The organism is Mycobacterium sp. SMC-16 (genome assembly GCF_046250085.1).
Taxonomy (GTDB): Bacteria; Actinomycetota; Actinomycetes; order Mycobacteriales; family Mycobacteriaceae; genus Mycobacterium; species Mycobacterium phocaicum.
This window is the reverse complement of sequence record NZ_CP176427.1, coordinates 2012928-2027198: the sequence shown is the minus strand read 5'-3', so window position 1 is coordinate 2027198 and position 14271 is coordinate 2012928. Positions and strand designations below refer to the sequence as shown.

Sequence of the window (14271 nt, the reverse complement as noted above, 5' to 3'; positions counted from 1 at the left end):
CTGTCTCATGGGCACTGAATAGCGTTGCATGGCAATGCCTTTGGCGAATACCACCAAAGCGGCCCGCAACCACCGAAGCCGGGTTATGGTCGCTGGGTAGTCATGTGAGCCAGGACGCGGGGGTGCGTTCGTCCCTCAGCATGTGTTGGATGCCGGATCGGCCCTCGCGTCAGTTTGTCGCGTCTGCACAACACGAGGAGCTGTCATGAGCACAGCGGCCGAGCGCGCAGCCCAATTGGGCTTGGTGTCCCGACTGAAATCGTCCTACCCGGAACTTCCCGACGCCCCCTACCCCGACATGCTGGATACGGCCCGGATCCAGGCCTACCTGAAACCGGTGCACGACGTGGGCGGCGAGCCCGACGCCCCGATGGAGTACGTCAACAAGCAGTACGAGCTGTGGGAACACATGACGTACGTCATCTGCGAGGTGCTGGCCTGGCGCGGCATCTGGTTGTCGGAGGAGCGGCGCCGCATCGGCAACGTCGACGTCGGCCGTGCGGAGTACCTGGGTCTGCCCTATTACGGCCGCTGGCTGCTGTCGGTCGCCCGGGTCCTGATCGAGAAGCATCACATCAGCCTCGGCGAACTCATGGAACGGATGGCCGAGGTGAGGGGCCGTTACGAGGGCGGGCTCGACGGCAAGACCCTCGAGGCGAAGCCCAGGTCCGAGGGCGACGGGGCGAACGTCAAGCGCAACAAGCATCACATCGAAGCCGTCGGCATCGGCGATCCGCAGATCTACGCCGGTAAGGCCGGGACACCGAAGTTCAAGGTCGGCGACGCCGTGCGGGTGCGGGAGCTGCCGGTGATCTTCTACACCCGCACCCCGGAGTACGTGCGCGGCGCGACCGGCAAGATCGCGGTGCTGGCCTACGAGAGCCCGGCGCCGGAGGACGAGACGTGGGACATCCCCGAGGCGCCGCCCGAGTGGTTCTACGTCGTCGAGTTCAACCAGTCCGAGCTGTGGCACGACTACACCGGCACAGCGAAGGACACCCTCCGCACCGAAATCCCCGAACGCTGGCTGGAAGCCGCCACCTAGCTCGAATCACCGATGCGCTCAATTCACTGATACCAGAAAGGATTTGTATGTCGGATCACCATCATGATCATGACCACGATCACGCCCGCACCGTGAAACCCATGGTCGACGAGATCACCGACTTCGAGGTCCTCGAGATCGCCCTGCGCGAATTGTGCATCGAGAAGGGCATTTTCACCGCCGAGGAGCATCGGCGGTTCACCGAGTTCGCCGAACAGATCGGCCCCACCCCGGCGGCGCGGCTCGTCGCCCGCGCCTGGCTGGACCCCGAGTTCAAAGAGCTGGCCGTCAACGATTCACTGGCCGCCAGCAAGGCCGTCGGCGTCGACTGGCTGGAGCCGACCGGCTTCGGCACCCCGAGCGATTTCGTCGCGTTCCAGATTCTCGCCGATACGCCGACAGTGCATCACGTCATCGTCTGCGCGCTGTGCTCGTGCTATCCGCGGCCGATCCTGGGGAACTCCCCCGAGTGGTACCGCACGCCCAATTACCGCCGGCGCCTGGTCCGTTGGCCGCGTCAGGTGCTGGCCGAGTTCGGGCTCTACCTGCGCGACGACATCGAGGTCCGGGTCGAGGACTCCAACCAGAAGCACCGGTTCATGGTGATGCCGATGCGCCCCGAGGGCACCGACGGCTGGACCGAAGATCAACTGGCCGAGATCATCACGCGCGACTGCCTGATCGGGGTGGCACTGCCCAAACCGGGCGTGACCACCAACGCGATCGTGACGACGCGCCCCGCCATGCACCCGGGGACGGCCGGATGACCGAGATCGCCCCACTGCGAGACATCGTGGCCCGCGACCAGGTGTGGTCGCGCATGGCCGCCAAGTGGGGTGTCGAAAACCCCGTTCCCCCATGGAAAACCAGCCTCGACGGCTTGTGCGACGCACTGGACCATTCGGCGTGCGACACCGAGGTGCTCAACTTCAAGGACCGCCGCGACGAAGAGGACGCCCTCTCCGCCACGGTGTATGCGAGCCTGCCGTACCCCGAGAGCCAGTTGGTCTCGCTCGCCCACTCGCTCGTGGCCCGTGGCGTCATCAGCGAAGCGGAGTTGCAGGAACGACTCGCCAGCGTGCGGGCCAGGCTGGAGGCCTGACGCCGCGGTCAGGACACCTTGATCCGGATGTTCTTGGTCTGCCGGAACTCACGCAGGCCTTCGATTCCGCCCGACCGGCCGAAGCCGCTGTGCTTGTATCCGCCGTAGGGGCTTTGCGGCTGGATGTCGCTTCGGGTGTTCACCCAGACCGACCCGGCCTGAAGCTGCCGTGACACCGTATGGGCGCGGCGCAGATTCGTGGTGTGGACGAATGCGTTGAGCCCGTAACGGGTGTCGTTGGCCAGCGCCACCGCTTGGGCGTCGTCGTGGAATCGCAGCACCGACACCACCGGCCCGAAGGTCTCCTGCTGGGCCAGCGGTGAGCGGTTGTCGACGTCCGCGAACACCGTCGGCTCGACGTAGAACCCTGCGGCCAGCTCGCCGCCGATCCGGTTGCCGCCCAGCACGAGTTCGCCGGATCCTTCTGCCGTCGCCCGCGCGATGGTACCCAGGATGCGGTCGACGGCGGCCTGGTTGATGACCGGACCGAAGAGGACATCGGAGCGCAGCGGGTCGCCGATCGGCGCCCGCGTGACAGCGGCGAGGAACTTGTCCAGAAACGCGTCATAGACATTGTTGTGAACCAGGATTCGGCTACTGCAGGCACAACTCTGCCCGGCCTGCATGATCGGCCCTTGGTGCGCGGACAGGTTCGCGGCGGCATCCAGATCGGCATCGTCGAAGATGATGGCGGCGGCGGTGCCCCCGAGTTCGGCGACCACCGGGGTGATGTTCTCGGCGGCGGCGGTCAGCACCCGCCGGGCAGTGGCGGTGCCGCCGGTGAAATGAATCTTGCCCACACCGGGGTGCCGCACGAGCGCCTCGCCGCCGTCCGCGCCCGCGGGCAGCACATTGACGAGGCCGGCAGGTAGGCCGGCCTCCAGGCAGAGTTCGCCGAACCGGAGTGCCGCCAGCGGCGCGAGTTCCGACGGCTTCACGATCACGGCATTGCCCGCGGCCAGGGCCGGTGCGACCGCCAGCCCGATCACCACCAGGGCGCCGTTCCATGGCGCGATGACGCCCACGACGCCGTACGGTTCATGCTCCACCAGGTTGAGGTCGAAGCCGCCCGCCACGGGAGTGCTTGCGCCATCGGCCTTGTCGACGTATCCGGCGTAGAACCGGAAGAACCGTTCTGTCAGCACCGACGTCGCGGCCAACGACGTCGGCACGCCGTAGTCGTGGGTGTTGATCCGGGCGAACTCCCCGTGGTGCTCACCGAGGAGATCGGCCAGATCGAACAGGATGTCGCGGCGCCGGTCGGGCGGGTACGACATCCAGGTTCGCTGCGCCCGCGCCGCCGTCTCGACCGCACTGTCGACTTCCACGGCGCCGGCCATCTCGACGACGGCATTCACCCGACCGGTGCCGGGATACACGTGGCGGTGGGTCCCACCGGATGATCCCGTAACCCGATCCGCACCGAGAAGCAATGCACCACTGGGTAATTCGTTGCCGCTTGCGATGATGCGGTCCTTTCGATGGCCGACTATGCGTCCTGCTGTGCCTGGTGCGCCGCATCCGGGTCCGGCAGCGACTGCACATCGCCGTCGACACTGGAGGTGATGGTGCCGGTCAGCGCCTGCTGGAACGCGTTGATGTTCGCGTCGGCCGTCAGATAGCCGGTGTGGGCGCCGGTGACGGTGATATCGGCCAGGTAGTGGACCGTCGTCTGACTGGCGTTGTAGTCGGCGGATTCGGTGCCGTTGAGAATCTCGCCCAGTTCGTTCACATAGTTGGTGTAGGTGACGGTGCGGATGGTGCGCGTCGGATCGTTCGCGTCCGGCGCCTCGGTCACCACCGCGGTACCACCACCCACACCCGAATAGGTGCCGGTGGCCGGCAGCGGTGTGGTGGCGGCGACGTAGCTGCCGAGGGCCGGTGCCCACGAATCCGAGCTCGGCGTCGACCGGTCCGCCGCCACCGGGCCGACGCTGGTGGTGTACTTCAGGTTCGCGATGACCAGTCGGGACACCGTCGGATCAGCGGTGCTGGACTCCCAGAACGTGACAGCGGTGCCGTCGGGATTCCAGCTCGGCATGCTGCGGGCCGCGTATCCGTCGCCGGCATCGAACAGCGGAATACCGTTCTCCCGGTTGAGTTCATCACCGACCTGGACGATCCATTCCTGGTTCGAGATGTTGACCGGGGCGGCCCACTCCAGGTACACGGGTGCGCCGACGTACACCGGCAGGAAGTTCTGTCGGATGATCCGCGTCATCGGGGTCAGCGCATTCAGCCCGCGGGTGCTGCCGATGGCGATCCACTGCATGTTGGGCGAGTAATCCATGTCCTCGTCGTAGTCGAGGTTGGCCGTCACCCTGGTGACCTTGCCGGTGGCGAGGTCAACCTCGATGTCGTCGACATTGCCCGCATCAAATTGGCCGCCGAGGATCACCACGCCCTTACCGTCCGGTGTCCACTGCTTGCCCTCGCCGGTCGGGTACACCACCCGGGCGTCGGTGACCGTGTAGCCGGTATCGGTGCGGGTGAGCGTGCCGACGATCGGCAGGGCCTGCAGCAGGTTGTTGGGCCCGATCACGATTCGGGTGTACAGCACGTGGGTGCCGTCCGGCGACACCCGCATCTCGCGTTGCGGATCGATGGCGTAGCCACCGCCGGCCGGCGTGGTGATCGAAACCAGCTGGGTTCCGTTGATTCCGGTTTCCAGCATGGAGTAGCGCGGCGTCTGCCCGGCGACGTTCACCAGCACCAGTACCCGGCCCGAACCGTCGTCGACGGGAACGGGTTTAGCCAGATTTCCGGTTTCGCCGACGCTGACACCGCAAGTCACACATTGCAGCGCGGTTCCGTCGGTCTTGATCTGGTAGATCTCCGAGCGGCCCCCGCTGGTCGGCTGGCCGGCGAAGAAGATGGATTGGCCGTCGGCCGAGTAACGCGGATTCGCCGGGCTGGCAATGGTGTCGGGCAGGTTCAGGATCACCCGCTGGACTTCGGGGTTGAGCACCGAAACGTCGATGCCGGCCTTCGCGCTGTGCGGGCTGAACAGGCCCAGCAGGTTGAACTTGCCGTCTGTCACCGACACTGAGAACGAATCGGTCTGCACCGCGGTGTAATTGATGTCGCCGGTATCGCGGCGGTGGCCGGTATCGTGGCGGTGGCAGCCGTCGCGGCAACCGCCATCGTCTGTGTCGTGGCGGCCGTGGGGGCAACTGCCGCTGCGGTCTTGGCCGTGGCATTGGTGCTGACGGCCGCGGTGCTCGCCGCTTGCGCGGAGGGCGAGGCGGTGGTGGTCTCCGCAGGCGCCGGCTTGGCCGGGGATTTGGTGCTCGCGCCCGGCTTGGACGAGGCCTTGGCACTCGTGCGCGGCTTGGCCGCCACCGATGCCGCACCGCCGCCGGCACTTTCGTGTGCGTCGCCCTTTGGAGTCGTCGATGAACTGCCGGTATGGGCTCCCCCACTGCTGCTGACGACCACGCCCGAGCCCACCTCGGCGCTCGACGAGGTCGATCCGGACGTCGGTGACGTGCCTGCTGTCCCTGCGACCGAAGACGATCCGGTGCCACCCGAGCCGCTCGCCGATTCGGTCGTCCCGGTCGTTCCCGTGCTGCCCGCCGTTGCGGTTGTACCGGTGTTCGTCGTCGATCCGCTCGCGGCACTGCCCGCGGTACCCGGGGACGTCGACCCACCCGGTGCGCTCGCCGAGCTCGTTGACGATGAACTCGCCGACCCGCCAACGGTATCCGCGACGGCCACTCCGTGACCGGTCGCCACCGCGGTGGCCAGCCAGGCCGCGACCGCCAGGCCGCCATACCCGCCGATCTTGGCGGCTCTCGGACAGGAGTGGGACGCAGGCGCCTCGGGTGCTACTGAAGCGAACAGCGGGTTGATACGAGAACTGTTACTGGCCATGGTCTTTGGCTCCGTTGCCGTTGGGTTGATGGCTATTCGGTTGGGTTGCTGATCAGGGTTACTTGAGCATGCTTCCGGCGTCGACGGTCATGGGAAGACCTGTCACATAACGGGATTCGTCCGAGGCCAGGAACAACACCGCATTGCTGATGTCCACTGGCTCGACCCAGCCCACCGGCAGCACGTGCATCATCTGCGCGACGACCTTCATGTCGTCCGGACCCGGGTTCTCCAGGTCGGGCCGGAACAGCTTCATCGTGCCCTCGTTCATGAACAGCGGGGTGTTCACATTCGTCGGGTGCACCGAGTTCACCCGGATCGAGTGGTGGCCCAACTCCACGGCGAAGGTCCGCATCAGCCCGACCACGCCATGCTTGGCCGCGATGTAGTGCCCCGTGTGCGGGTAGGCCTTGAGTCCGCCCACCGAGCTGGTCAGAATGATCGATCCACCCTGCCCCTGCGAGATGAGATGCGGCACTGCAGCTTTGACCGACTTCCAGACGCCGGAGAGGTTGACGTCGATCATGTCGGTCCAGTCTTCTTCGCTGGTATGGTCCAGCGTCTGGCCACCATTGCCGATACCGGCATTGGCACAGATGATGTCCAGCCGGCCCAGCTGTTCGACGCCGTTGTCGACAGCGGCCTTCACCGCGGCGTAGTCGCGCACGTCGACCTCGGCGGTGACGATGCGCCGGTTCAGCTGCTTGACCAGATCCGCCGTTTCGGCAAGGTCGTCCCGGGTCGCGGGTGCGATCTGGGGGTTGCTGCTCACGGGACCACAGATGTCGATGGCGATGATGTCGGCGCCCTCTTCGGCGAGCCGCACGGCGTGACTACGCCCCTGACCACGGGCCGCTCCGGTGATGAATGCGACCTTGCCCTCTACCCGTCCCGCCATGAATCCACCTCGCTGTTGGTTGTCGCCGCCGCCGCGGAATGGCGGTCCGGCCGTCGATCCCAAAAATTGGTCGATCGATCAGGAACCATGGCATGCGACGCGGCGCAGTGTCAATGACGAGATTCAAGAAAGCCGGCGACGCCGCCGAAGTCACCGAGCGGACGGGCGCGACGGCCCGTCCGGCGACAGGTCAGTCGCGCACGACTTCCGCAGCCTTCGTCAGCAGCTCGATCTGCCGGTCGATGAACGCGCGGAGTTCCTCATGCCCCCGGGTCACACCGACTGCATTCTCATTGCCGACGCTGCGCGCGATCTGAGCGACGATCATGGAGATCACCACCGGCGGGTACGCGTCCAGATTCACGCCGGCGGTCCGCAGAACCAGCGTCACCGCCGCGGTTTCGATATCGCGCACGCGTTCCGAGTACGCCTTCAATTCGGCGCCAACGGCCTTGCGGTGGTTGGCCAATGCCATGAATTCGGTGCTCAACACCGTCTGTCGCGGGTCACTGTTGATCCGCCACAGCGCGCGCAGCGGGTCCTCGTCGAGCAACACTTCCCGCAGCCGCTCCAGAGCCACTTCCCCGCCGGCACGAAGCGCCTCGACGAACAGGTCGTCCATGGTCGGGAAGTAGTAATAGACCAACGCCTGCTTGACGCCGGCCTGGGCCGCGACCCGCCGCGAGGTGGCCGCGGCGTATCCCTCGTCATGCATGATCTGCACCGTCGCCTCGATCAGGCGCTGTCGGGCACCGCCGTCATCGGCCTTCGATTTGCGTGCCTGGGTCATCGACGAACCCGCCCCGAAATGCTTGACCGGCCGTCGCGGCGCGTGATAGGCATACGGCAGTCTAACATTTTGATCGATCGATCAGGAGTTGCTGTCATGCAGCCCAAGTCCACAGTGGCCGACCTCGCCGACGTCGACTACTTCACGAACCCCGACATCGCCCAGGACCCGTACGCGTACTGGGATCATCTGCGTCAGCAGGGGCCTGTCGCTCGCGAACCGCACTACGGCGTGGTGGCGGTGACCGGGTACCAAGAAGTCCAGTCGGCCTTCAAGGATGTCGATTCGTTCTCGGCGGTCAATGCCATCGGCGGCCCGTTCCCGCCGCTCCCGTTCACCCCGGACGGGGACGACATCAGCGAGCTCATCGAGGCGCACCGTCACGAGTTCCCGATCTTCGAACACATGGTGGTGATGGATCCGCCCGAGCACGAGAACGCCCGATCCCTGCTGAGCCGGCTGCTGACCCCGCGCCGCCTGCAGGAGAACTCGGACTACATGTGGGGCCTCGCCGACCGGCAGTTCGACGAGTTCATCGCGAACGGCCGGTGTGAGTTCCTCGGCGAGTACGGCAAGCCGTTCGCGACGCTGGCGATCGCGGATCTACTCGGCGTACCCGAGGACGATCGCCCCGAGATCCGGCGCAACCTCGGAGCCGGCAACGTACCGGGATCCGCAGTCGGCGCCCTCGACCACGAGCCTGTGGGCTCCAATCCCCTTCAGTACCTTGACGATCTGTTCAGCGGCTATATCGCCGACCGGCGCGAGCACCCGCGCGAAGACGTGCTGACCGGGCTGGCCACCGCCACCTATCCCGACGGCTCCGTCCCGCCGCTGCTCGAGGTGGTGCGGCCGGCGACGTTCCTGTTCGCCGCCGGGCAGGAAACCGTCACGAAGCTGCTCAGTTCCGCCGTCAAGGTGCTGGGCGACAACCCCGGGCTGCAGCATCACCTGCGGGAGAACCGCGACCTGATCTCCCCATTCATCGAGGAGGCGCTGCGCTTCGAGAGCCCCACCAAGGTGGACTTCCGCCTCTGCCGCAAGTCCACCACCCTGGGTGGCGTGCCGATCAAGGCCGGCACCGTGATGATGCTGTGTCTCGGGGCGGCCAACCGGGATCCCCGAAAGTTCGACAATCCCAACGAGTTCCGTCTCGATCGCAAGAACGTGCGCGAACACATCGCCTTCGGCCGTGGCATTCACACGTGTGCCGGCGCTCCCCTGGCTCGGGTCGAGGGCCGCGTCACCATCAACCGCCTGTTCGATTTATCTGTAGGTACGGGCGTGTCAGGTGAGTTCTCGGTGCTGTTGACGGCGGTTATGCGCGGGAATTTCATGTTCTGGCTGATGTCGTTTGCGTCTGGTCGTGCTCTGCGCAGTCTGAAACGTACGTTTGAATCGACGAATGTTAATTGACAGGCGTCAGGGGAATCGTGACGGCGGGTGCCGTCGACGCAACATTTCCCCCAAGGTCCGTCCGGTGTCGGATCGGTGACCGTCACTGCGCTGGCTCCTCGTTGCCAGCCCCCGCGCAAAGCTCTCGCTTGACGGCCCGCTGCGCTCATAGAATGTGACAGCGACTCAAACATAAGTGAGGTGACGCGATATGCCGCGCAGAGTGAAACGCGTAGTCGTCAGTCCTGCCGCAGTCGCCCGCGCGGGTCGGCGGTCCATTCGCGCGTCGGCGAAACTAGAGGGTCGTGTCGTTCCGGAGGGGCACGTACGATCGGCGGCCGTTGAACGCTACCTCTCCCGATGCGTACTCGATCGTAAGCACTCGTCGGAAGGCGAAACGCCTTGACTCCGAACGAGAGCGTCGCGGTACGAAGTGCTCATGGCGGCGTTACGGGGCGAAATTTGGCCCGTACTGGCCCGGGGCTGCGGTCATCACGAGAGCCGAGCGCGAACAAGTATTGGGCCATAACGAAATTTGCGGCGGCTCGTCGGAACGTGACAATAGTTGGCGCACTATCACTGCCCCAAACCGGACCCACGGCCCTCAGCTGTCGGGTTCCCGCCCAGAGAAAAAGCGACAGTCAGCCATGACCTCGACTCTTTCGGGGGTCTGCTGCACGAATAGGTGACATCTGAGTTGGCTTGCCCCGGACGGGCGAGCTGGAAGGATGTCTCTGTGCCCAGGCCCTACCCCCGTGAGTTCCGCGACGACGTCGTGCGCGTGGCCCGCAACCGCGGCGACGGTGTGACGATCGAGCAGATCGCCACCGATTTCGGGGTTCACCCGATGACGCTGCACAAGTGGATGCGCCAAGCCGATATCGACGAAGGCGCCAAGACCGGCAAAAGCACCAGTGATTCCGCTGAACTGCGCGAGCTACGACGCCGAAATCGGTTGTTGGAACAAGAGAATGAAGTCCTGCGGCGGGCGGCCGCGTATTTGTCGCAGGCCAATCTGCCGGGAAAAGGCTCTACCCGCTCGTAAGTGAGCTCGCCGCCGACGGGATTCCCGTTGCGGTGACGTGCCGGGTACTCAAGCTCGCCCGCCAGCCCTACTACCGCTGGCGGGCCAATCCCATCACCGATGCCGAGATCATTGAGGGCTCTTCATGATTGAGGGTGTAGAACGGTCAGCTGCTGTCGGCCTGTGATTGGGGTGTCTGGTTGGCTGGGTGTGTGCCGGAGGAGAAGCGGAAGAGTAAGAGGAAGAGCGCGGTGTCCGGGGGTGGTGTGGACCTGTCGATGCTGCAACAGCTGATGGCCGATGCTGGCCGGGATTTGTTCGCGGGAGTGTTCGATGAACCGACACCCGAGGTGGGAGCTGTGCCGGAGCGTGTGCGGGGTTTCCGGGTGCGGGTCGACCTGATGTACGCCAAGCCGCCGATCTGGCGTCGTCTGGTCCTGCCGGGTGACCTCGTGCTCGATGAGCTGCATGACGTGCTGCAGGTTGCGATGGGCTGGCAGGACGGTCATCTGCATAAGTTCGGTGTCGGGGCGGACCGGCGTACCCGTGCCTACTTCGTCACCAGATTTGATCTCAGCGAAGGCGACGACGGTCTCGTCGAGGACGGTGTGCGCCTGGATCAGGTGGTCTCCGGTAAGGGCGACCGGTTGTTCTATGACTACGACTTCGGCGACGGATGGGAGCACGTGCTGGTGGTCGAAGACGTTCTCGATGATCCACCTTCGGCTCCGGTGTGCCTGGCGGGCAAGATGGCCTGCCCGCCGGAGGATTGTGGTGGCTTGGGCGGCTATGAGGAATTGGCTGCGTGGGTTCGTGGCGGGTACGACCCGCGGGCAACACCGATGGGGCTGGGTGCGCAGGAGATGCGCGACTGGCTGCCCCGAGGCTGGCACCCCGATCGTTTCTCGGTGACCGAGACCAATGACGCTCTGGCCGCGTCGAATATGCGTTGAGGACTCTTCACTGCCGAGGTGCAAGGAGCTGAGTTCGGAAGCCTCCGGTCTCGAGCAGTGACCGGGCGATGTAGTTGGTGAGGTTGCGGAAGCCCAGCGCGGATCCGCGCAGGTGTTCGAGGCGGCCGTTGATCGCTTCGGTGGGCCCGTTGGAGGTGCCGGGGCGGTCGAAGTAGGCCAGCACGTCGGCGGCACGCTTCTTCAGGGTCCGTCCCAGGGTGATCAGTTCGGTCAGCGGCTTGGGAACGCCGGTGCTCAGCGTGGTGATCAGCGCCGCCATCATCGTGCGGCCTTTCGTGCGGTCGGGTTCACGATACGCGGCCACGGTGCGCTGATACATCTGCCAGGTGGCCTCGACTTCTGCGTGGGCGTCGGCGGCGAACAAGGCGGCCAGCCGGGTGCGCTGGCGGTCGGTGAGCAGATCGGCACCGGTGTGCAGGGTGCGTCGGCAGGTGTAGAGCGGGTCGGACTTGCGGCCGCGGTGCCCACATGTCGCCAGCTGCACCCGGCGGCGGCACTCATCGAGGGCGTTGCCAGCCAGGCGCACCACGTGGAAAGGGTCCATCACCGTCGCCGCCTCGGGCAGTTCCTCGGCGGTAGCGGTCTTGAACCCGGAGAAGCCATCCATAGCAACAACGTCCACGCCGTCACGCCAGTCCTGCGGCCGCTCGGCCAACCAGTCCTGAAACGCCTTTTTTGAGCGACCCTCGACCATGTCGAGCAGCCGAGCCGGACCGGTCCCGTCACGCACAGGGGTGAGATCGATGATGACGGTGACGTACCTGTCACCGCGACGGGTGTGCCGCCAGACGTGCTCATCGACGCCGATCACCGCCACGCCGTCGAAACGGGCCGGATCGGCGATCAGCACCCGTCGGCCTTCTGCCAGCACCGCGTTGTTGGCGGTGTTCCACGACACCGCGAGCGCTTCGGCGATGCGAGCCACGGATAGATGCTGGCAGACAATGGCTTCCAGCGCCCACCGCAGAGCACGCCGCGACAGCTTGGCACGTGGTTCGGCCATCCTGGTGGTGTCTTGTCGCCACACGTGGGCGCAGCCGGCGCACCGGTAGCGACGGATGGTCACCAGCAGTGTGGTGGGGCGCCACCCGAACGGCTCATGGGCCAGAGTACGGGTGAGGCTGTCGCGTGGGATGCCTTCTTCGCCGCAGCGACGACACCACCGGTCCTCGTCGGTCACCCGGCACGCCAGCACAGCACGGCCGGGCTCAAGGCGTTGTCCGGTCACCTGCAGCCCAAGTTCGTCGAGGCGGCAGAAAGTCGTCAGGTCAGCGCAGGCGAAGCCCGCCCGACCGGTAGCGTCAGGCACGTCGAGGTCTTTCGGATGAGGAGTGTAGGAACCCTCATTTTCGAGAGACCTCGACCTCTATCCCGGCAACGACGCGCCAACCACCTCTACACCCTCATCTGTGAAGAGCCTCATTGAGGCCTATCGCGCTCACGCGTTGTTCAACGCCCACGGCGAGGACCCGGAGTTCGGCTACCGCTACCTGGTCGAGGAGGCCCGTGACGCCGGCGAGCCGATGGCCGAGCGCACCGCCTGGCGCATCTGCTCTCAGCAGCAGTTGTGGAGTGTGTTCGGCAAGAGGCGTGGCAAGAACGGCAAACCCGGACCGCCAGTGCACGATGATCTGGTCGAGCGCGACTTCACCGCCAGCGAGCCAAACACGTTGTGGCTCAGCGATATCACCGAGCATCGCACCGGTGAAGGCAAGCTCTACCTGTGCGCGATCAAGGACACGTTCTCCAACCGCATCGTGGGCTATTCAATCGACTCACGGATGACATCCCGGCTGGCTACAACCGCGCTCAGGAGTGCAGTTGCACGCCGGGGTGATGTGGCCGCTTGCATTCTGCACAGCGACCGAGGCAGCCAGTTTCGAAGCCGAAAGTTCGTCCAGGCCCTGCACCATCACGGCATGGTCGGCTCCATGGGCCGTGTCGGGGCGGCCGGCGACAACGCTGCGATGGAAAGCTTCTTCAGCCTGCTGCAGAAGAACGTCCTCGACCGCCGCCGGTGGGACACCCGAGAGCAGCTGCGCATCGCCATCGTCACCTGGATCGAGCGCACCTACCACCGTCGCCGACGTCAGCTCGCCCTCGGGCGGTTGACCCCGATCGAATTCGAAGCAATTATGACCACGCCGGTCAGTCAGGCCGCGTGACGCAAATTGTCACCTGATCGTGCAGCAGACCCCTTTCGGTCTCACCCGTCTGACTGCGCAATGACCGCGGCGCCCAAATCGGTAACGCCGCCTCTCGATGTCTCTTCTCAGGTGGAATTGACCTCAATGAGTCGGTCGCCCTCCTGCAACCACAGGAGCGGCTTGTCAAATGCCTTCTGCATCAACTTGACTGCAGCCTTTAAGTCATCGTAATTGTCCCACCGGAGGCAGTCGCGCGAGTTGTCGACCCAACTCAGCGCGTCGCCGTCGTAGTACACCTCCGCTACGAAGTACTCGCTTTTATCAAGCGACTGCACAACTCGATAGTTCCACGCGTTCATCACTTCAAGCTCCCATCGGCCGCCTTTGTGAAGTGGCCGAGAATGGCGTGCGGCGCTGACCACCTTTGGTGCGGCAAGCTCGTCTACTGATCTACCATCAATTCAGCCGCAGAAACTCCCAGCGCGTCGGCAATGTCAAACAGTCGCTCGTAAAGTAACCCGCGCAGGCCGCTCTCCACGCCGCTCAGAACGGACCGGTCCACGCCCGAATCATGGGCCAACTGCTCCTGCGTCAAGCCTCGCTCGACGCGGAGTTCACGTATTCGCTTGCCGACCGACCTTCGTCGGCGCTCCCATGCCACCACGCGCTCCGGATCATTCTGGCTTGGTCGGGTGGGCACGCCCACAAGTAACGGTGCACATCCGAGAAATGTCTGTAGTACTAGTACTACAGTGCCATGGTGCACCCTGATCTACCACCGGTTCGACCCGACTGGGTGACCGCACGCGGACTCAAGTTGCTTGACGAACTTGTCGGGACGCTCCAGGAATGCCAACTTGCACTGCGCAGCATGCGGGTGGACGTTGCGCTGACCCTCGATGACCTAGAGCGTGATCTCCGACGGGCTCGCGAATCCGCGAGTCTCGCGTACGGAGCCGCGAGCCTGCTGCACCAGGGCGCCGAACTCGCCCGCGGTTGGACGGACCTTCCGTCCCGACCGAA

General features: G+C 65.1%; 14 protein-coding genes and 1 pseudogene. 8 read left to right on the top strand and 7 right to left on the bottom strand.

All coding sequences use genetic code 11. The features are described 5' to 3' along the window. Positions 1-205: 205 nt before the first annotated feature. From ACJEIK_RS09760 to ACJEIK_RS09750, 3 genes are read left to right on the top strand one after another with little or no spacing between them, the layout of a single operon-like run. Entirely contained in the window at positions 206-1045 is an 840-nt protein-coding gene (locus ACJEIK_RS09760) for an SH3-like domain-containing protein (protein WP_406802208.1), read from the top strand. A gap of 47 nt (positions 1046-1092) precedes the next feature. After that, complete coding sequence (gene scnC / locus ACJEIK_RS09755) at positions 1093-1812, top strand: thiocyanate hydrolase subunit gamma (RefSeq protein ID WP_226521365.1); 720 nt, start codon at positions 1093-1095, stop codon at positions 1810-1812. After that, complete coding sequence (locus ACJEIK_RS09750; RefSeq protein ID WP_226521364.1) at positions 1809-2147, top strand: nitrile hydratase subunit beta; 339 nt, start codon at positions 1809-1811, stop codon at positions 2145-2147. The genes scnC and ACJEIK_RS09750 overlap by 4 nt, the downstream gene beginning before the upstream one ends. Before the next feature lie 8 nt (positions 2148-2155). Here ACJEIK_RS09750 and ACJEIK_RS09745 read toward each other — a convergent pair whose 3' ends face one another. Together ACJEIK_RS09745 and ACJEIK_RS09740 are read right to left on the bottom strand one after the other, a co-directional pair. Beyond that, a complete protein-coding gene (locus tag ACJEIK_RS09745; protein WP_409431411.1) occupies positions 2156-3526 on the bottom strand; it encodes an aldehyde dehydrogenase family protein in 1371 nt (456 codons plus the stop codon). A gap of 110 nt (positions 3527-3636) precedes the next feature. Beyond that, positions 3637-5187: a hypothetical protein gene (locus ACJEIK_RS09740; RefSeq protein WP_406802207.1), complete on the bottom strand. Its 1551-nt coding sequence runs from the start codon at positions 5185-5187 to the stop codon at positions 3637-3639. Positions 5188-5247: 60 nt separating this feature from the next. Here ACJEIK_RS09740 and ACJEIK_RS09735 point away from each other — a divergent pair, with 60 nt between their 5' ends. Next, positions 5248-5871, top strand: a complete 624-nt coding sequence (locus ACJEIK_RS09735; protein ID WP_226521362.1) for a hypothetical protein — start codon at positions 5248-5250, stop codon at positions 5869-5871. 207 nt (positions 5872-6078) lie between these two features. On the opposite strand, the gene ACJEIK_RS09730 is transcribed toward ACJEIK_RS09735, so the two are convergent. Together ACJEIK_RS09730 and ACJEIK_RS09725 are read right to left on the bottom strand one after the other, a co-directional pair. Beyond that, positions 6079-6918, bottom strand: a complete 840-nt coding sequence (locus tag ACJEIK_RS09730; protein ID WP_226521361.1) for a mycofactocin-coupled SDR family oxidoreductase — start codon at positions 6916-6918, stop codon at positions 6079-6081. A 190-nt stretch (positions 6919-7108) separates the two neighbouring features. Beyond that, positions 7109-7708 carry a TetR/AcrR family transcriptional regulator gene (locus tag ACJEIK_RS09725; protein WP_138248548.1) on the bottom strand — a complete coding sequence of 200 codons (600 nt, stop codon included), beginning with the start codon at positions 7706-7708 and terminating at the stop codon, positions 7109-7111. Positions 7709-7822: 114 nt separating this feature from the next. Between ACJEIK_RS09725 and ACJEIK_RS09720 the strand changes: the two genes are divergently transcribed. From ACJEIK_RS09720 to ACJEIK_RS09710, 3 genes are all read left to right on the top strand, one after another. Beyond that, positions 7823-9124, top strand: coding sequence for a cytochrome P450 (locus ACJEIK_RS09720; protein WP_406802245.1), 1302 nt, complete (start codon positions 7823-7825; stop codon positions 9122-9124). A 760-nt stretch (positions 9125-9884) separates the two neighbouring features. Continuing rightward, positions 9885-10148, top strand: a complete 264-nt coding sequence (locus ACJEIK_RS09715; protein WP_409431410.1) for a transposase — start codon at positions 9885-9887, stop codon at positions 10146-10148. A gap of 230 nt (positions 10149-10378) precedes the next feature. After that, positions 10379-11080: a plasmid pRiA4b ORF-3 family protein gene (locus tag ACJEIK_RS09710; protein ID WP_052543539.1), complete on the top strand. Its 702-nt coding sequence runs from the start codon at positions 10379-10381 to the stop codon at positions 11078-11080. Between the two features lie 7 nt (positions 11081-11087). Here the strand turns inward: ACJEIK_RS09710 and ACJEIK_RS09705 are convergent, their stop codons facing one another. Then, positions 11088-12410, bottom strand: a complete 1323-nt coding sequence (locus ACJEIK_RS09705; RefSeq protein ID WP_052545499.1) for an ISL3 family transposase — start codon at positions 12408-12410, stop codon at positions 11088-11090. Between the two features lie 91 nt (positions 12411-12501). Here ACJEIK_RS09705 and ACJEIK_RS09700 point away from each other — a divergent pair. Further along, positions 12502-13266: pseudogene (locus ACJEIK_RS09700) on the top strand (IS3 family transposase); the annotation flags it as partial. A gap of 107 nt (positions 13267-13373) precedes the next feature. On the opposite strand, the gene ACJEIK_RS09695 reads toward ACJEIK_RS09700, so the two are convergent. Continuing rightward, entirely contained in the window at positions 13374-13610 is a 237-nt protein-coding gene (locus ACJEIK_RS09695; RefSeq protein WP_406803227.1) for a hypothetical protein, read from the bottom strand. Between the two features lie 80 nt (positions 13611-13690). Further along, positions 13691-13948 (bottom strand): helix-turn-helix domain-containing protein, encoded by a 258-nt coding sequence (locus tag ACJEIK_RS09690; protein ID WP_103799481.1) that lies wholly within the window; start codon positions 13946-13948, stop codon positions 13691-13693. Between the last annotated feature and the right edge of the window lie 323 nt (positions 13949-14271).

Coding starts and splice junctions, on each gene's coding strand:
- scnC (WP_226521365.1), top strand. CDS start 1,093: ATGTCGGATCACCATCATGATCATGACCACGATCACGCCCGCACCGTG.
- ACJEIK_RS09730 (WP_226521361.1), bottom strand. CDS start 6,918: ATGGCGGGACGGGTAGAGGGCAAGGTCGCATTCATCACCGGAGCGGCC.
- ACJEIK_RS09760 (WP_406802208.1), top strand. CDS start 206: ATGAGCACAGCGGCCGAGCGCGCAGCCCAATTGGGCTTGGTGTCCCGA.
- ACJEIK_RS09725 (WP_138248548.1), bottom strand. CDS start 7,708: ATGACCCAGGCACGCAAATCGAAGGCCGATGACGGCGGTGCCCGACAG.
- ACJEIK_RS09750 (WP_226521364.1), top strand. CDS start 1,809: ATGACCGAGATCGCCCCACTGCGAGACATCGTGGCCCGCGACCAGGTG.